This is a genomic window from Candidatus Binatia bacterium, assembly GCA_036504975.1.
Lineage (GTDB): Bacteria > Desulfobacterota > Binatia > UBA9968 > UBA9968 > JAJPJQ01.
This window is the reverse complement of sequence record DASXUF010000167.1, coordinates 1-16752: the sequence shown is the minus strand read 5'-3', so window position 1 is coordinate 16752 and position 16752 is coordinate 1. Positions and strand designations below refer to the sequence as shown.

Genomic DNA, 16752 nt, shown 5'->3' with positions numbered 1-16752 from the left:
TCGTGCAGGCGGCCGGGTCCCGAGAGGCCCGAGTCGAGCGAAGCGTCGAGCACGCTCTGAGATTCCCTGAGCAGTGCCTTGGCGTGCTTCGCGGTCAGAAATTTGACCAACGCTTTCGGCGTGACGCCGGCCCAGCGCGAGAAAAGCCGGTGAAAATGAAATTCACTCACCTGCGCGATCCCAGCCAGGGTCCTGAGGTTGGGCTGCTCGACATAATGCTGTTTCAGATGACGAATAACGTTTTCGATCCTCTCATAGTCCGTCATGATGACAGATTACGGTAAGTGAGTTTCTATTTCCACCCGATTCTTGCTCGATTTCGAGGCCACCTGCAGATCTTGGAAAACGCCGGGCCCCGGCCATAAGTTAAGTGGACCCCAAATCCCTCGTTTTCCCAAATTATCCTTTTTTCTCTGTCGACTAGCGGCCTCTTTTCGATCCTTCCCTGCTGGCAGGAATCTTGCGACGGCAGTTGGAGAAATTATTCAAAATAGGGGGTTTTATGAAAAGTCTCATCGCTTTTCTTTTCGCGTTAACCATCGGCATTCCCTTCGGATCACAGGCCTTCGCCGATGAATTTACCAGACGGGCGGCTCAAGTCGCCGAGTATAAGAAGTGGCTGGACTCCTTGGGTTCCGGCGGTTCTCGGTACTGGGTCAGGCTCGACTCCTCGCGGCGGCCCCATAAGCTCTATCTCGGCGAGGGATTTTACCGCGCCGATCTTCAAAGCCAGGAACGTTTTGTCGACACCTTCTCCCACTATCTCGCCGGCCATCCGGACAAGTTCATGCTCATCGATCTGTACGACGAAACCAGCAAGATGCCCGTCGGCGAATTCGGCTGGGGAGGTTTTAGAATGTTCCCGACGGCGGTCGTAAGCTCGGCGGAAATCCATAAATAAGCCCCGGCCCCCCACCGCAAATTGACGCCCCGGGGAGAGGGTTGTATAAAAAACCCGGGGGTGTCAACCATGCGCTATATCGATGCCGACGGTCATCTGGAGGAAAGCCCTGCGACTTTCGCCGACGCTTATCTGGATCCGATCTTTCGCGCCCAGCGCCCGCGCGTCGTAGGCGTGGATGGGCTCGCTTACTGGGACATCGACGAGCAGTTGTTTCCCCGGCGCGTAGGGCGCGGCTGCAATAATTTGGGCACGCCGACGTCCGTCGGCGGAAAACCCACGGCTCACTCCCAAGGAAAACCTGAAAGCGTCGGCTGCATGGAGTTGAGCGACTTGAAGGCGCGGCTCCAAATCATGGACGAGGAGCAGATCGCGGTCCAGGTGATCTATCCGACGCTGTTCCTCGCCTATCCGCTGAGTTCGAACCCGGCGTTCGTGACCGCGCTCTGCTCGTCGTACAATCGCTGGCTCGGCGACTGCTTGTCGAAGCACGAGCGGCTCAAATGGGCGGCGGTGGTGAATCTCGACGAAGTTGAATCGGCCGTGCGCGAGGTCCACGAGGCCAAGCGGCTCGGCGCCGCGGCCGTCATGCTCCTGGGAACCGCCGGCGACCGCCAATTGGACGACAAGAAATTTTTTCCCTTCTATGAAGCCGTGTGCGCGGAGAAACTCCCGCTCGCGGTCCACGTCGGCTGGGCCTGCCCGTCGATCAACAACCTCTACGATCACATCTATCCTTCCGGCGTAGTGGCCTTCCATTTCCCCGTGCTCATGGGCTTTGCCGCGCTGATCAGCGGGGGCGTTTACGACCGATTCCCGAATCTCACGACGGTTTTCTTGGAAGCCGGCTGCATGTGGGTGCCCTTCATGATCGACCGGCTCGATCACCGCTACAAACATCAGGGGAAAAAACTGGCCGCGTTCCTGCCGCAGACGAAGCCGGTGCAGCAGCTGCCGGCGACGGAGTATATCAAGCGGGGAAATCTCTACTTCAGCGCAGAGTTGGAAGACTCGCTTTTGCCGCATGTTTTGGAGCTGGTGGGCGAAAACCAGATCGTCATGGGAACCGACATGCCCCACGGCGACCGCGAGCGCTTCGCCGCGCGCGAGCTGCAAGAGCGAGACGATATCACCGCCGCGGCCAAAACCAACATCCTCGAGCACAATCCGGCGCGGCTTTACGGACTCGCGCCCTAGCGATCATGGCTGCATTCTAAGATAGGGAGTCGCGAACATGGAACAAAAAGAGCTTAAGATCGAGACGGCCTCGCTGGCTCGCGCGGTAATGGCGGATCGCCAGCCGGGTGAAGACGTGGATGAAGCTTTGCTTCGCGCCTGCAAGAGACTCTACGGAGAGTCGGGCACGTTTGCGTTTCAGGCGCTCCAGAGCGCCCTCGACGCTTTGTCCGGCCGGAAAAAAATCGACAAGGAGACCGCCCTCAGAGAGATCGCGAGCGGGGCGGTGCCGCTGAGCCTCGTGACTTCGACCGAGACCGTTACGACAAAACACTTTGTCGGCTCGCTCGATGAACCGTCCCCGGAAGTGAAAAGCATAGCGGAACAGGCGCTCGCCTCCGGAAAGGGAAGCTTCACCGTCACGACGAGCCCGGGAAACAAGACGGGGGCGAATTCAACGGAGAGTTATCGCTGCCGGTACTGCGGATGTGAATTTTCTTCCGCCTTGCCTTCCTGCCCGACATGCGGGAGGTCCAAGAAAACTTCTTTCTGGTCCCGCCTCTTCGCTCGATAAAACTCCGCCGAATAAGTCTTATCCGATCGAGTCCGACGGCGCCGTTGATACTTGCCAGGTTTTCGCAATTGCGAAAACGTGAAAGTGTGGCCTGCGCCGAAAGCCGTGTTCGAATGTGTTAAGGTGGCAGCGAGCGATGCGAAAGACGGACTTACCCATATTCGAGATCGAGCAGCGGTTACTCGAAACCCTGACGACGCAGAAGCGTTTGGTTCTAACCGCGCCGACCAGCTCGGGCAAATCGACGCAGGTGCCGCAGATGCTCGTCAATTTGATCGACGGTCGGGTGACCGTCTTGCAGCCACGCCGCCTCCCCACGCGACTCCTCGCCAAATGGGTCGCCGAGTCGCGCGGCGTGAAGCTCGGCGCCGAAGTCGGCTATCAGATGCGGCTGGAGAACGTAACCTCCGCCGCCACGCGCATCTGTTATGAGACCGAAGGTGTGCTGCTGCGCCGGATGCTGGCCGATCCTGAATTGAAGGGCGTCGGCGCGATCATCTTCGACGAATTTCACGAGCGGCATCTCTACGGTGACATCAGTCTGGCGCGCGCGCTCGAAATCCAGCAATCGACCCGGCCCGATCTCATCATCGTCGTCATGTCGGCGACGTTGGACGTCGCGTCGATAGAGAAATATCTCCAGCCGTGCGCGCTGTTGTCCTCGGAAGGACGCGCCCATCCCGTCGCCATCGAGTATCTCGCCAAGCCCGTCGGTAACGCGCCCGTATGGGAGCTTGCCGTCAGAGAGCTCCAACGCCTGGTGCGCGAGCATCCTCGAGGCGACGCGCTTGTTTTCATGCCCGGGGCGTACGAGATCGCGCGCGCCGTCCAGGCCGCGCGCGACGCGCTCGGCCCGCAGTTCGTCGTCTTTCCCTTGCACGGCGAGTTGCCGCCGCGCGATCAGGACGCGGCGATCGCGCGCTACGACAGGCGTAAGGTCGTCGTCGCGACCAACGTCGCCGAAACCTCGCTCACGATCGACGGCGTGCGCCTGGTGATCGACAACGGTTTGGCGCGTATTCCCCGCCATGACCCGTATCGCGGCATCAACACGTTGCTGGTAGAAAAAATCAGCCGCGCCGCCGCCGACCAGCGCGCCGGCCGCGCGGGACGCACCGCGCCGGGACATTGCTTGCGCTTATGGACGGCGCATGAGCAGAGCGCGCGGCCGCTCCAGGAGATCCCGGAAGTGCAGCGGCTGGAATTGTCGGAAGTCATCCTCACGCTCAAGGCCGGCGGCGTGAACGACGTGAAGACATTCCGCTGGCTGGAGGCTCCCGATGCGCGCGCGCTGGAGCGCGCCGAGACCCTGCTCACCGACCTGGGAGCGGTCGACGGCGTGACGGGCGCGATCACGGCGCTCGGACGGCGCATGCTCGGGTTTCCCGTGCATCCGCGCTACGCGCGCATGCTGCTCGCTGCCCAGGAATATGATTGTGTGCGTCCGGTCGCGTTGATCGCCGCGCTGACGCAAGGGCGGGATTTGCTCGTGCGCCAAAAAGGAAAGCAGGTTGACGACGCGCGCGACGAGCAATTCGGCGCCGAGACAGAGTCGGATTTCTTCGTGCTGATGCGCGCGTGGCGCTACGCCGACCGCAACGGGTATCACGTCGAGCGCTGTCGCCGCATGGGCGTGAACGCCCAGGCGGCGCGTCAGGTCGGACCGCTGTTCGAGCAGTTCTTGCGCATCGCCAAGGACGAGGGGTTGGACGTCGGTGAGAAGCCGGTCACGGAGGATGTGATAGCCGCCGTACAGCGCTGCGTTCTGGTCGGTTTTTCCGACCAAGTCGCAAAGCGGCTGGACGGCTCGCAACGCTGCGAACTGGTGCACGGCCGGCGCGGCGTGTTGGCGCGCGAGAGCGTCGTGAAAGCGCCGCTCTTCGTCGTCTCCGAGGTGCGCGAGGTGGAAAGCGGCGGCGGCCGGGAGCGGAACTTGAACGTGGTGCTGAATCTCGCCACGGCCGTCAAGGAAGAGTGGCTGCGCGAGCTTTTTCCGGATGATTTTAAGCAAGTTCGCGCCGTCGCATATGACGCGGCATTGAAGCGCGTCGTCGCCCGCAACGAAACTCGCTTCCGCGATCTGGTTCTGGAAGAGACGCTCGCCGACGATCCGCCGGCCGAGAAAGCGGCAAAGATTCTGGCGCGTGAGATCGCGGTCGGTCGTCTGACGCTTCAAAACTGGAACGAAGCCGTCGAGCAGTGGATCCTGCGCGTCAATAAACTGCGCGAATGGATGCCGGAGTTGGGACTCCCCGCCATCGGAGAAAAGGACCGGGCCGCCATGCTCGAGCACATTTGCCACGGCGCGACGAGCTACAGCGAAATCAAAGATCGCCCGGTTTTACCCGTCGTCAAATCATGGCTCTCGCGGCAGCAGCAGACATGGATAGAAGAGTATGCGCCCGAGCGGATTAAGTTGCCGGGCGGCCGCAGCGTGAAGGTCGCCTACTCCCTCGACGCGCCGCCGACGATTGCGGCGCGCATCCAGGATTTATACGGCATCAAAGAAGGTCTCTGGATCGCCAACCGCCGCATTTCCGTCCGCATTCAAGTTCTCGCGCCGAGCAACCGACCGGTGCAGGTGACCGAGAACCTGGCGCTTTTCTGGCGTGAAACCTATCCGAAGCTCAAACAACAACTACAACGAAAATATCCCAAGCACGAATGGCGCTGACGGCTTTGAAATAGCGCTGGACTGTACCCGCCGATTGCGTTATTCGACACCCATACAAACGAACCGCTATGGGTTATTTTCGCAACTCATTCTTGGTTACCGCCGCCGGACTCGGTCTCGGGGCTTTTCTCGGCTGGGGTACAACCCACAGCTGGCCCGGCGTCCTATCGACCGTGTTCATCGTAGCGGTGCTGGCGATTCTCGAGGTCTCGCTGTCGTTCGACAACGCGGTCGTGAATGCCGTGGTGCTGAAGAAGATGGCTCCCGCGTGGCGGCGCCGTTTCATCACCTGGGGGATCGCCATTGCGGTGCTCGGCATGCGGGTTGTCTTTCCGCTGGCCATCGTCGCGATCATCACGCGCATCGATCCCGTTTCGGCGCTGGTGATGGCGGTCACGGACCCGGACCGCTACTCGCGCGTACTTACCGGCGCGCACGTTACCGTCTCGGCTTTCGGCGGCGCGTTCCTCGCGATGGTCGGCCTCAAACATTTTTTAAATCACGAAAAGGACGTCCACTGGATCAACGTCATCGAGCGTCCGCTGACACGCCTCGGGCGGATCGAGGCAGTGGAACTGGGCCTGGTCCTGCTACTGCTCTATTTCGTCTCGACCTGGCTTCTTGGGCACGAGCGGTTCGAATTTCTCATCGCCGGAATCTTCGGCCTCGTGACCTACATCGCAGTGGACGGCGTTTCGGCGGTGCTCAACGTGGAGTCGGAGGTCACCGGAGAAGTGGTGCAATCGGGCGCGGCGGCGTTCCTCTACCTCGAAGTGCTGGACGCGAGCTTCAGCTTCGACGGCGTGATCGGCGCCTTCGCGCTGTCGAACAACCTTTTCATCATTGGTATCGGCCTCGGCGTGGGCGCCATGTTCGTCCGGAGCCTGACGATCATGCTCGTGGAGCGCGAGACGCTCGCGTCCTATCGCTACCTCGAGCACGGCGCTTTCTACGCGATCATCGCCTTGGCGGTAATGATGTTTCTAAACGCGGTAAACCATATTCCCGAGGTTGTCACCGGGCTGATCGGAGCGGGATTCATAGTTACCGCGTTTGTGGACTCGATCCGTTACAACCGTCGTGCGCGTTCGACCGGCGCCGCGTGACTCACGAGCATCGCACAGTCGAAGGGAAGAAGGCGAGTTTGTAGAGAGCTGAACGACGGTTATTTATTGAAAAGGCGGCGGATCAACTGGATAACTTGAACCATGTCTACTTGCCCGCCGTTTGGGATACTTCTGATTAATTCCACGGCATTCTTACGCTGAACGGGATCTTCGATGCGGCCGAAGTTGAAGTAGATCCCATCGCCGTCTCGGTCTATGAATTTTGCGCGCCCGCCTCCCTGGGCCAAGGCCCTCTCGGCAGCCCGACGAATGAGCGGATGAGTGATCAGAACACGGTCCTCGTCCTGAAGCGGCGGCGCCTCTTCATGGGCAGACATTTCGCTCGGCGCCGGCCGTTTAGGCGCCGCCACTTCGCTCATCCGGCGCAGGACGAAAATAACGATCGCCGCTGCGACGATGACAACGGGTACGAGGATCTGCGGGCTCAGTTCCATTGTCACAATTTTAATTGATTTGACTCTTGATTGACAGCAAAAACCGCCGCGGGCTTGAGCGGCGATGCTTGCCACGTTTTCGCAATTGCGAAAACGTGATCAATGTCCTTCGTTCAAAGAATCGGGATTTTAGATGTGCTGAGGATAACTCGAAAAATCCGAGCCGAGGGAAGCATCGGAGACTCTTTGTCGAGTTTGATACGAGGAATCTCTACTTCAGCGCGGGCTACGACCTCTACCGTCAATCGAAGCCCAGTATCTTGCCGTATTCCCGGGAAAGCTTGTCGATCATCTGCGCTTTGTCCTGCTTCATGAACACCAGTTCTTTTCCCTGCGCGAACTTGTGCGCCCGGGTGCCTTTCACATGAACCGAGCTGAGCCCGAGATGTTTGTCTAAGAACTGCTGGGCTTCCGCCGTCGTTAGAAAGGCGGCAAACAGATGGGCGGCGTTGGGGTGCAGCGCGCCTTTGAGAACTCCCGCGTGGTATTCGGCCGAGATAACGGGTTGCACCTCTGCGGCGAAAACGAGCGGAGACTGTTTTTCCGCCTGGTCCTGGATCTGATCGTCATGCATCGTGGCGGAGATTAAAATCTCCCCCAGGAGCAGGCGCTGGGCGATTTCCCCGCCGCGGCCGAGCATTGGCTTCAAGGCGGCGAGCTTCTTGACGAAATCGGTCGTCTTTTCCTCTCCCCAGGGACCGGCGGCAAGGCGCGCCCAGTGGTGTGTCGAGCTGAGCACGCCGAGCTTGCCGTCTTTCCACTTGGGATCGAGAAGATCGTCCCATTTCCTGGGCACGTCTTTGACGGCCAGGGTTTTTTTGTTGTACGCGGGAAGAATCATCTGATTGGCGATGGACACCGTGCCGGAGTCGTATTGGACGGCGTTCGGATCGACGCCGAGACTTTTGTAGTCGAACGGGATGTGAAGTTTGCGCACCCAGAGCGAGCCGTGATGGGCGTCGGTCACGACCATCAGGTACCATTCCGGCGCGACGCCCGAGGCGGCGAGCCCGACGATCTTCGCGACGTCGCGCGTCATATTGCCCGAAGGATGGTAGTTCACTTTCAGATTGAGGCCGTGTTTTTTGTTGAAGGCGGCGGCGAGCGCCGGCGCGCCGGCGGGGCCCAGAGTGGAAGCCGCATGAAGCTCCAGCACGCCTTCTTTTTTTGCCCCCGCGATCACCTCGTCGATCGTCGCGGCCGATGCGGCGCGGATCCAGAATGAAGCGAAGGTTAATAAGACGGCAAGCGACAGACGGTGTACACGTCCCATCACGCACCTCCAGGTTTGGACGTCAAAGCCGAACTTTCCTCACTTCTAGTCCGGACCGCCCTTAAGTTCAAACGTTCAACGAGGTTTGCCGCATTTTCGCAATGCGAAAACGTGAAAGCGTCGTCACTCGGTCATCGTGAGCCGCTCGCGCCGGACGAGCAACCGTCAACGACCCATTGATCTCCCGATTCCGGCTATGGTAAGGCGTTGGCTGAAAACGGAACCTTCCCGTATGACAGCTAGAGGTTAATGAGAGCTACGACCATCCGTGGCTTAAATAGTAAGGAGAGAGCATGGCACCTACAAATCTAGAAAGCGTAAAGGTCATCGACGCCGACGGCCACGTGAGGGACCGGGACGCGGACATTCGTAAATTTATGGAAGAGCCCTTTCGCAGACGCCAGGGTCCGCTCCTTCCCAACGACGTCTGGGATTCGAGCATGTACGGAAAGCTCGGCTTGAACATCACGGATGTGTCGAGCCGCCTTCGCGACATGGACATCGAGGGGATCGATGTTTCGGTGCTTTTTCCCACCGGCGGCTTCGGCATAACGATGTCGCCGGAGAAAGACTACGCGGCGGCGTTTTGCCGGGCGTATAACAATTGGGTCGCGAGCATTTGCGCGGAAAGCCCTCGCCTCAAAGGCGTCGGTCTGGTCCCGTTCCAGGACGTGCCCGCCGCCGTTGCCGAAACGAACCGCGCCGTCAGCGGCCTCGGCCTGGTCGGAGTCACCGTCGGCACGTTCGGCATGAAAGAACATATCGGTCAGCCGATTTACTGGCCCATTTACCAAGAACTCCAAAGACTCAATGCGCCATTGCTGATTCACAACTCGCGCCAGGGACCCGCCGGTGAAATCCGCTTCGACACATTTTTATTCCGTCACACCATCGGCCGGCCTTTTGAAACGCTGCTCGATTGCAGCGCGTTGGTCTACGGAGGCGTGCCGGAAAAGTTTCCGGATTTGCGCGTCGCGTTCCTGGAGTGCGGCTGCGGTTGGGTGCCCTACTGGATGGACCGAATGGACGAGGAATGGGAAAAAAGGCGGTGCGAAGCCCCGCTGCTCAAGGCCAAACCCAGCGAGTACATGACACGAGGAAATTGGTTCTATGCCACCGAACCGGAAGAAAGCACTCTTCCCTACGTGATGGAACGGATCGGAGAAGATGGGATACTTTTCGCTTCCGACTACCCGCACTGGGACGGCGGCTTTCCGTATATGGTGTCTACGGTGATGGGCAGAAAAGATATCTCGGACAAGCAGAAGGATAAGATCATGCGCGCCAATCCCATGAGACTCTACGGTTGGAACGGCTAGCTGAAACTTCCAGTCCAATGCCGTGGCGCGCAGCCGATTGTTTCAGAATGGTTGGAAGAGTTCGATCGGGTTGCCGGACGGATCCTCGATAAGGATCTGCTTGCCTCCGTTGCCGGTCACGATCTCATTGCGAAACCGCGCTCCTGCGCTCTTCAACTTCTGGACGGTCGCTTCGAGATCGTCGACTTCAATCTGAATACGGTTCCACCCGCCCGGTTGAGGACGCTGGCCTTCGGGCATCGCTTGCCCGGCTCCGCCAGCTCCGGGTCTATTGAGCAATAGCTGTAAATTCCCGCGCGATAGGCTCGCGAAGCCCGGCGCCGGATGCATCTCGAGCTTGAAACCGAGCATGTTCGTATAGAATGGAATCGCCGCGTCGACATCGTTGACGATGTATCGGACATTTATCTTGCTCATCTTCTCACGGCTCCTGTAGAATCGCTTCGGCGTCGATCGTGATCTCAACCCTGTTGCCGACGACGACACCTCCCCTGTCCAAAGTCCCGTTCCAGCTCACGCCGAAGTCGTGCCGGTTGATGGACGTCGTAGCGACAAAGCCGGCCCTCGTCTTTGGCCCCTTATCCACCCCGTCTTCCCACCAGGGAGTCTGCCATTGACCCAGATATTGAACGCGCAGCGGCACGGTGCGGGTCACGCCGCGGATTGTCAGCTCACCCGTGAGAACGGCTTCGTTCGCACCGACAAGCTCGACGCGATTGCCTTTGAAGGTGATCTTGGGATGTTTTTCCACGTCGAGAAAATCCGCGCTCTTGAGATGAGCGTCGCGGTCCGCTTCCCCGGTCCAAATACCGGCAGCGTCGATCGCGACCTCGACGGACGCGGCCCGCGGATTCGCCGGATCGAAAACGAGGGTGCCGTGAACGTTTTTAAAATGGCCGCGGACGAACGTCACCATCATGTGACGCACGCTGAACTCCGCCGCCGTATGTCTCGGCTCGAAAAACCATTTAGCCATGGTCCGGTCCTTTCGCGGGAACACACTCTGTTCGGGAACCCTTATACGTTAACGCGCAGCCGATCGAATTCAATAGGAAGACCGGCCATCTTAGCCGCGACTGTCTGTAGCTCATCTCTTCCACGACCGCGATGCTTATCACGTTTTCGCAATTGCGAAAACATGGCAAATGTCACTTTGGTTTAAAAATTCAGACTTTTAGACCTGCTTGAGACGACACGAAAATTCCGATCCGGGGAAGCGTCGAGCACGTATTGGAGAGCTTGAAAGGGTCATGACTCCGGTAGACCGCATCACGTTTTCTTCGTATGCTAGGGCATGACCGATACTACTACCGCTGCCATTCAAGCTGAAATCGCCTTGATAGAAGAACATGAGGATGTGGTGACATTGTTGGCCGTCGAGTCAGGAAGCCGCGCCTGGGGCTTTCCCTCTACCGACAGCGACTATGATGTCCGCTTTATCTACGTGCACCGGCCCGAATGGTATCTCTCCGTTGATCTGGAAGCGCGGCGGGATGTGGTCGAGCGGCCCATTAGCAACGACATTGACTTGAGCGGCTGGGACGTTCGAAAAGCCTTGAAGCTCTTTCGGAAGTCGAATCCGCCGCTGCTTGAATGGCTGCAGTGTCCTATTGTTTATCAGGAGCGATTTTCATTCGCCGCAAAGCTTCGGGGCCCGGTTCCTGTTTTTTATTCGCCCAAGGCGACCTTCTTCCATTACCTCCATATGGCCAAAGGAAACGTGCGCGAGTACTTGCGTGGAGATACCGTGTGGCGGAAAAAGTACTTTTACGTCCTGCGGCCCTTGTTGGCTATGCGCTGGATCGAGCAAGATCTCGGGCCAGTCCCAATCGAATTCGGCAGATTATTGGAAGCGACGGTTTCGACGCCTGAGCTTCGCTGCGCCATCGACGAGCTACTGGAACTAAAGAAAAGTGGAGCGGAACTCGACGAAGGTCCGAGAATGTCAGCCATCAGCGAATTCATCGAGCGCGAGCTGCCACGTCTGGAGAAAGCCGTCAGTGACCAGCCACAGTCCAGGGTGGCGGCAGAGGACTTGAATGTATTGTTTCGCAATACGCTCGATGAAGTATGGCGTAGCCAACCGCGCAGACTTTAACTGCGAAGTCCAGAAAGCGATGCTTGCCACACTTTCGCAATTGCGAAAACATGGCAAGTGTCACCGGGGTTCAGAGAAGCGGGAATTGTAGACCGCCTTGACATAACTCGAAGATCCGAACGAGAGGGAAGCGTTCACTACATTCGCATTCACATGCTCGTACCGAGTGTAGTGTACCCGGCCGGTGCAGGTGATCGAGAACCTGGCGCTCTTCAGGCGTGAAAGCGCCGATATGCACGCTTTCTAGGCTCATGGTGTTTCTATAAAAGCGAGTCGTGAAACCTGACTTTCGCGCGTCCGGCCTTAAGCAAGCTCCATTTTGCCCTCGCCTTCGGCCGACGCTCCGTCGCGCGCCCGAATGCGATAACGGTGAAGCTCCGGAACTCGCACAAACATGAACAGGGCATAAAAGATAAAAAAGGCCGCGCCTCCCGAAATCGCCAGCGGGGCGCCGATCAGAGCCGCCGCCGAGCCCGCGGGAAGGCCGCTCAACGGGCCGAGCCCGCGGTGCACCATCATATTCAATCCCATGATTCTGCCGCGCATCCGATTCTCGGTGGAGAGCTGTAGCATGGCATTGCGCACCGTCCCGCCGATCACTTCCAAAACTCCGGAGACTGCGAGCATCGTCATCGATAAGATAAGCCAGGGAGAAAGGCCGAACAGCAACACCGCCGAAGGTTGAAGAAGAACCGTCAGCAGAAATATTTTTCCTTTGTTTTGAACGTCGCCCATCTTGACCAGGATCGCGGAGCCGATCAACGCGCCGACTCCGGCGGACGTGTAGAGAAGCCCCAACCCAGAAGGTCCGACTTTAAGAATGTCCCGGGCAAAAATCGGCATGAGCGGCTGGTAAGTCACGGTCATGGTACTGACGGCTTCGACGCAGAGAATGCCGAAAATCACACGGCTGCTGCGCGCGGTCTTTAAGCCTTCGATGATGGACCGACCCATGGGCGCGCGGCGGTGGTCGATGGCGTCTTCGCCTGTTCGCATTTGAAAGATCGTCGCTAGGACCATGACATTGATCAAAGCGTGAAGAAAAAAGGCCCCGGTGACGCCGAAGAACGTTATCGCACCCCCTCCGATCATCGGCCCTACCAGCGCCGTGCTTCGGCGGATCACCGAGGTCAAGGCGATCGCTCCCATGAGCTGCTTCTCGGGAACCAGCGACGGGATCAACGCTTGACGCGCGGGACCGTCGAAGGCCCCGACGGTCCAGCTCACGAAGCTGAGCGCATAAAGATGCCAGACTTGAATAATACCCAGGCCGGACAGCACTCCGGGTACGAATGCGAGAATTGCGGCGACGCCCTGAGTCACCAGGAGGAGTTTCCGCCGATCCATCCGGTCGGCCAGAGCGCCGCCGAAGAGCGAGGTCACGAGAAAAGGAACGGACATGAAAAGGCCGCTCAATCCCAACATGAAGGGCGAATTGGTCAATTCGAGAATGAGCCACAACGTGGCGACCTGATGCACCCAGGAGCCGGTGGCGCCCAGCACCCAACCGATCCAGAGAAAACGAAAATCACGATAACGCAGAGGTCCCATGAAGGCGCTCTCTTATCACGTTTTCGCAATTGCGAAAACGTGGTAAATGGCAGTCGGTTGAAAAAATCGGATCAACGGTGGCTCACGGAAGTGGTCTTTACGAAAGCGCAAAGCGCGTCAAGAATTCTTCGGACTTCACGCGGATGTTTGCGGCGGTAGCGAGCGTGGCGGCCTTCGGTCTCGTAGCGCACCATCTCTGCGAGCCTCAACGCTTCGAGAATATTGCTGGTGCGCGGCACACTGCGGCCAATCGCTTGCGCGATCTGGCTCGTGCTCATGTCTTTGTTTTCCGCCAGCAACGCGACCACGGTGAAGGCAACGGGATTGCCGAGCAAACGACACAGCCGCGACTGTCTATAACTCACCTCTTCCACGGCAGCGATACTTATCACGTTTTCGCAATTGCGAAAACATGGCAAATGTCCGTTATCGGAAGGAGGCGGAGTTTAGGCGTCCCAACAGTCAAAACGCTGGACTTCTGCTTCAGCAGAACGGACTAAATATCGCTTCGGCACTCATTGCGAAAACGTGGCAAAGGTTACTGAGGTTCAAAGAAGCGGGAATTGGAGACGACCTGAGACTAACTCGAAGATCCGAACCAAGGGAAGCGTCCGCTGCATTCGCATTCACGCACCCGCGCCGAGCAACCGGCCGGTGCAGGTGACCGAGAACCTGCCGCCCTTCTGGCGCGAAACCTATCCGAAACTCAAACAGCAGCTTAAGCGCAGGTATTCCAAGCACGACTGGGGCTGAACGGAATTAACGTATTCCCGTGTTTTCGTAATTTCGAAAACACGAAAGTAGCTGCTAGCGGTGAGTGGGAGCGGCGGTCTTTACGAAACCGGAGAGCGCCTCGAGTACTTTTCTCGTCTGGCGCGGATGTTTAAAATAGAAAACCTGAAAAATCTGCCCAAACCTACTACTTATCGACCGAATATTTCTCGAAACTCTTTTAGATACTGCGAGTAGTTTTCGCCGGATTCTGGAGGAACGGGGTAAAGCTTCAAGTTCTTTGCATCCATCTTGGGGTCGATGCCGGAGCGTGCCGGCGTCCGACCGATATCCAAAACCAACTTCTGGCCTTCTTTCGAAAGTACGAAATCGATGAACAGCTTCCCTGTGTTTGGATTAGGTGCCCTAGCGGCAAGCCCAATCGGATGGAGCGATGCGGCAATAGGGTCCAATGTAGTTACCCACTCGACCGGGGCTCCTCGTTCCTTCATCTTTTCGATCCTATGGGCAAGGACCATGGCTACGGTAAACTCGCCCGCTGCCAAAAGCTGAGCCACCAGTGTTTGGCCGCTACGAAATTGAATCTCCTGTCGGGCCAATCCCTTCATGAATCTATGGGCTCTTTCCTTACCCCACTTTTGAACCAGCGCCCCGTACCATGAGTACAAGTCCTCGTCCATTCCAATCTTGCCCTTCCACCTCGGGTGAAGCAGATCATCGTAGCTCTTGGGGACCTGGTCCTTAGGCACGAGTCGCGTATGGTAGCCGATTACCTGATAAGCATCAAAGTAATCGACCCACAGCCCCTTGGGATGCTTAAAGCCTGCCGGATAGGCTTTGCTCTCCGGCGAGAAATAGGGCTGCAGTAAACCTCCCTGGATTAACTGATGCGTCTCCAGCCCCCTGATCGCGACGACGTCGAAAAATAATTTTCCAATGCGGGCTTCGTTGACGATGCGGTTCAATAGCCCGGCGGAACCGGCTCGAAAAAATTCCGTGCGCACGAAGGGATATTTTTTATTGAAGGCATCGACCAGACTCTTGGCGTCCTCGATGCTCGTCGAGGTATACCAGACCAGTTTCCCCTCTTTGCGGGCTGCCTCGACGAGTTTGCTCGGGCGACTCTCCTGCGCGCCAAGCGGCAACAAGGGTGAAAGTTGAACGAGAATCACCGCCGCGATGAGGATCAAGGGGCACTCTTTCGCGGCTTTCCGTTGCAAATTTCCCTCCTTCAACTCCTGTTCACGCGCGACTCAAACCTCATGCTCCGGCCAGGTGGCCAGGAGCTTTCCATAGCCCTGGATAGAGTACTTGCGCCGCAACAGCGACAAGAGGAGCCATAACATGGCCGGATTGCTGGCAATCACAGGCACCTTAAGACTCTGCTCGAGCCTCTCGATAATGAGGAGGGGATCCAGCGTAGCGCCCTGAAAGTAAATAGCATGAGCCGTCGGCGCCGTCTTGAAGGCGCTTTCCACTCTTCGGAACAGCTCTTCGGGACTCGCCTTTGCGGATGCGACGGCGTTTTGGTCCTCGAACTGCGGGCAAGAAAGAATCGTAAACCCGGAATCCTCGATAACTCTCTTCAATCTGGCGTTCATTTCTTCCGCGAATGGAGTCACAACGATCAGCCGCTTCGCCGATACGGCCTTCAGCGCCGCTACGGCCGCCGAGACCGCGGTCACAACCGGAAGTCCAACGGCTGTTGAGACTTTGCTTTCCAAGGCTGGATTCAGAATAGCCGTCGGAGCGCCGGTAACGATCACGCCCTGTATCGGAAATCTTCGCTTCATCTCTAAGGCCTTGCTTACGACCACGTCGGATTTGTCCACCAAGTCAAAGAGTGAGGACCGGACCAGGTCAAGCCCTTCAATGGTCAGAGTAACCTCGTGTGGAAGAAGCCTTTTGAAATTCTCGAAATGCGGGCGATTGGCTGTCTGAGGAGTCAGCAGTCCGATATGAATCTCGGAAGTTGTCATATATAATTCTCTCCATTTCGTTCGCTGCTTCGGAGGCCTCAACGACAGAGTTCGGGGTTCTTCACCCTATTCCGCACGCCCTTTCGACCTGTCCCGAACGCCTCTACATCACCTCTTCACGCGCGACGCTTATCATGTTTTCGCAATTGCGAAAACACGAAAATATGTCTTAGGGTTCAGTGACGATGACAAAGCGATGCTTGCCACACTTTCGCAATCGCAAAAACGTGGCAAATGTCCTTTAGGGAGAAAGATGACAGCGTTTGTTTCAGCTGCAATGGAACCCGGGGGACAAGGACTGACTCGCGCCGAGCAACCGGCCGGTGCAGGTGACCGAGAACCTGGCGCTCTTCGGGCATGAACCCTATCCGAAGCTCAAACAGTAATTGCAGCGTAAATATCCTAAGCACGAGTGGCGTCAATCCCAAACGGTTCGAACGAGGCGGCTATCGTGAATTTCCTCATCGCCGGTAATTAGAGGCAGCCCGGCCACTCTCGCTTGCGCGACGATCAGCCGGTCGTAAGGATCTCTGATACCGGTTAAGGCGGCGGCTTCCAGGAGAAGCTGAGCGTCGTTGACTCCTAAGTCGAAGTTGTCGGCCTGCATCAACGAAATAAGTAGCTCTCTGAAGGGTATGGGAAGCCGAACCTTTCCGGCCTCGGACAAAAGCATTATTTCTTCTAAAACGGCAAATGGTATCAGAAGCACATCAACGCCCCGCTCTACGCGGTCGAAGATCACCCTCGCCCTACGACCTAACTTTCTGCTCTGTCTCGTGACGTGGTGGATGAGAGCATGGGTATCGGTTGCAAGGACCATTTCAAATAGAGCCCCTAAGCGCCTCTATCCTGGACTTTCGCAGGGCCCGAATCGCCTCATCGATATCTCCGACGGCGCGCGCAATCCCACGAAT

Annotated in this window: 18 protein-coding genes; 8 read left to right on the top strand and 10 right to left on the bottom strand. The window is 57.7% G+C overall.

Annotated elements, in window-relative coordinates; genetic code table 11:
* Positions 1 to 266: AraC family transcriptional regulator (locus tag VGL70_20470; GenBank protein ID HEY3305906.1), on the bottom strand; the 266-nt coding region annotated here is incomplete at its 3' end.
* Positions 267 to 502: 236 nt separating this feature from the next.
* Between VGL70_20470 and VGL70_20465 the strand changes: the two genes are divergently transcribed.
* The 5 genes from VGL70_20465 (at position 503) to VGL70_20445 (ending at position 6431) form a co-directional block, all read left to right on the top strand.
* On the top strand, positions 503 to 901 hold the full coding sequence (locus tag VGL70_20465; protein HEY3305905.1) for a hypothetical protein: 399 nt from the start codon (positions 503 to 505) through the stop codon (positions 899 to 901).
* A gap of 69 nt (positions 902 to 970) precedes the next feature.
* Positions 971 to 2098, top strand: coding sequence for an amidohydrolase family protein (locus VGL70_20460; GenBank protein ID HEY3305904.1), 1128 nt, complete (start codon positions 971 to 973; stop codon positions 2096 to 2098).
* A gap of 37 nt (positions 2099 to 2135) precedes the next feature.
* On the top strand, positions 2136 to 2651 hold the full coding sequence (locus VGL70_20455) for a hypothetical protein (GenBank protein HEY3305903.1): 516 nt from the start codon (positions 2136 to 2138) through the stop codon (positions 2649 to 2651).
* Between the two features lie 136 nt (positions 2652 to 2787).
* Positions 2788 to 5325, top strand: coding sequence for an ATP-dependent helicase HrpB (gene hrpB, locus VGL70_20450; protein HEY3305902.1), 2538 nt, complete (start codon positions 2788 to 2790; stop codon positions 5323 to 5325).
* A gap of 68 nt (positions 5326 to 5393) precedes the next feature.
* Positions 5394 to 6431, top strand: a complete 1038-nt coding sequence (locus tag VGL70_20445; protein HEY3305901.1) for a DUF475 domain-containing protein — start codon at positions 5394 to 5396, stop codon at positions 6429 to 6431.
* Between the two features lie 59 nt (positions 6432 to 6490).
* On the opposite strand, the gene VGL70_20440 is transcribed toward VGL70_20445, so the two are convergent.
* The gene (locus VGL70_20440; GenBank protein HEY3305900.1) at positions 6491 to 6961 is read right to left on the bottom strand and encodes a hypothetical protein; all 471 of its coding nucleotides are present in this window, start codon (positions 6959 to 6961) and stop codon (positions 6491 to 6493) included.
* Between the two features lie 166 nt (positions 6962 to 7127).
* Entirely contained in the window at positions 7128 to 8159 is a 1032-nt protein-coding gene (locus VGL70_20435) for an extracellular solute-binding protein (protein HEY3305899.1), read from the bottom strand.
* A 293-nt stretch (positions 8160 to 8452) separates the two neighbouring features.
* Between VGL70_20435 and VGL70_20430 the strand changes: the two genes are divergently transcribed.
* The gene (locus VGL70_20430; GenBank protein ID HEY3305898.1) at positions 8453 to 9478 is read left to right on the top strand and encodes an amidohydrolase family protein; all 1026 of its coding nucleotides are present in this window, start codon (positions 8453 to 8455) and stop codon (positions 9476 to 9478) included.
* Between the two features lie 42 nt (positions 9479 to 9520).
* Here VGL70_20430 and VGL70_20425 read toward each other — a convergent pair whose 3' ends face one another.
* Positions 9521 to 9895, bottom strand: coding sequence for a VOC family protein (locus tag VGL70_20425; GenBank protein ID HEY3305897.1), 375 nt, complete (start codon positions 9893 to 9895; stop codon positions 9521 to 9523).
* Positions 9896 to 9899: 4 nt separating this feature from the next.
* A complete protein-coding gene (locus VGL70_20420; protein HEY3305896.1) occupies positions 9900 to 10454 on the bottom strand; it encodes a YceI family protein in 555 nt (184 codons plus the stop codon).
* A 318-nt stretch (positions 10455 to 10772) separates the two neighbouring features.
* On the opposite strand from VGL70_20420, the gene VGL70_20415 reads away from it, so the two are divergent.
* A complete protein-coding gene (locus tag VGL70_20415; protein HEY3305895.1) occupies positions 10773 to 11576 on the top strand; it encodes a nucleotidyltransferase domain-containing protein in 804 nt (267 codons plus the stop codon).
* A gap of 303 nt (positions 11577 to 11879) precedes the next feature.
* Here the strand turns inward: VGL70_20415 and VGL70_20410 are convergent, their stop codons facing one another.
* A complete protein-coding gene (locus VGL70_20410; protein HEY3305894.1) occupies positions 11880 to 13127 on the bottom strand; it encodes an MFS transporter in 1248 nt (415 codons plus the stop codon).
* A gap of 71 nt (positions 13128 to 13198) precedes the next feature.
* Entirely contained in the window at positions 13199 to 13519 is a 321-nt protein-coding gene (locus VGL70_20405) for a winged helix-turn-helix domain-containing protein (GenBank protein ID HEY3305893.1), read from the bottom strand.
* Positions 13520 to 13655: 136 nt separating this feature from the next.
* On the opposite strand from VGL70_20405, the gene VGL70_20400 reads away from it, so the two are divergent.
* A complete protein-coding gene (locus VGL70_20400; GenBank protein ID HEY3305892.1) occupies positions 13656 to 13880 on the top strand; it encodes an ATP-dependent helicase C-terminal domain-containing protein in 225 nt (74 codons plus the stop codon).
* 170 nt (positions 13881 to 14050) lie between these two features.
* Here the strand turns inward: VGL70_20400 and VGL70_20395 are convergent, their stop codons facing one another.
* The 3 genes from VGL70_20395 to VGL70_20385 form a co-directional block, all read right to left on the bottom strand.
* Positions 14051 to 15049, bottom strand: a complete 999-nt coding sequence (locus tag VGL70_20395; GenBank protein ID HEY3305891.1) for an extracellular solute-binding protein — start codon at positions 15047 to 15049, stop codon at positions 14051 to 14053.
* 63 nt (positions 15050 to 15112) lie between these two features.
* On the bottom strand, positions 15113 to 15652 hold the full coding sequence (locus VGL70_20390; GenBank protein HEY3305890.1) for a hypothetical protein: 540 nt from the start codon (positions 15650 to 15652) through the stop codon (positions 15113 to 15115).
* Positions 15653 to 16256: 604 nt separating this feature from the next.
* Entirely contained in the window at positions 16257 to 16658 is a 402-nt protein-coding gene (locus VGL70_20385; protein ID HEY3305889.1) for a PIN domain-containing protein, read from the bottom strand.
* Positions 16659 to 16752: the final 94 nt, after the last annotated feature.

Coding starts and splice junctions, on each gene's coding strand:
- VGL70_20465 (HEY3305905.1), top strand. CDS start 503: ATGAAAAGTCTCATCGCTTTTCTTTTCGCGTTAACCATCGGCATTCCC.
- VGL70_20460 (HEY3305904.1), top strand. CDS start 971: ATGCGCTATATCGATGCCGACGGTCATCTGGAGGAAAGCCCTGCGACT.
- VGL70_20455 (HEY3305903.1), top strand. CDS start 2,136: ATGGAACAAAAAGAGCTTAAGATCGAGACGGCCTCGCTGGCTCGCGCG.
- hrpB (HEY3305902.1), top strand. CDS start 2,788: ATGCGAAAGACGGACTTACCCATATTCGAGATCGAGCAGCGGTTACTC.
- VGL70_20445 (HEY3305901.1), top strand. CDS start 5,394: ATGGGTTATTTTCGCAACTCATTCTTGGTTACCGCCGCCGGACTCGGT.
- VGL70_20435 (HEY3305899.1), bottom strand. CDS start 8,159: ATGGGACGTGTACACCGTCTGTCGCTTGCCGTCTTATTAACCTTCGCT.
- VGL70_20430 (HEY3305898.1), top strand. CDS start 8,453: ATGGCACCTACAAATCTAGAAAGCGTAAAGGTCATCGACGCCGACGGC.
- VGL70_20425 (HEY3305897.1), bottom strand. CDS start 9,895: ATGAGCAAGATAAATGTCCGATACATCGTCAACGATGTCGACGCGGCG.
- VGL70_20420 (HEY3305896.1), bottom strand. CDS start 10,454: ATGGCTAAATGGTTTTTCGAGCCGAGACATACGGCGGCGGAGTTCAGC.
- VGL70_20415 (HEY3305895.1), top strand. CDS start 10,773: ATGACCGATACTACTACCGCTGCCATTCAAGCTGAAATCGCCTTGATA.
- VGL70_20410 (HEY3305894.1), bottom strand. CDS start 13,127: ATGGGACCTCTGCGTTATCGTGATTTTCGTTTTCTCTGGATCGGTTGG.
- VGL70_20390 (HEY3305890.1), bottom strand. CDS start 15,652: ATGAAGCGAAGATTTCCGATACAGGGCGTGATCGTTACCGGCGCTCCG.
- VGL70_20385 (HEY3305889.1), bottom strand. CDS start 16,658: ATGGTCCTTGCAACCGATACCCATGCTCTCATCCACCACGTCACGAGA.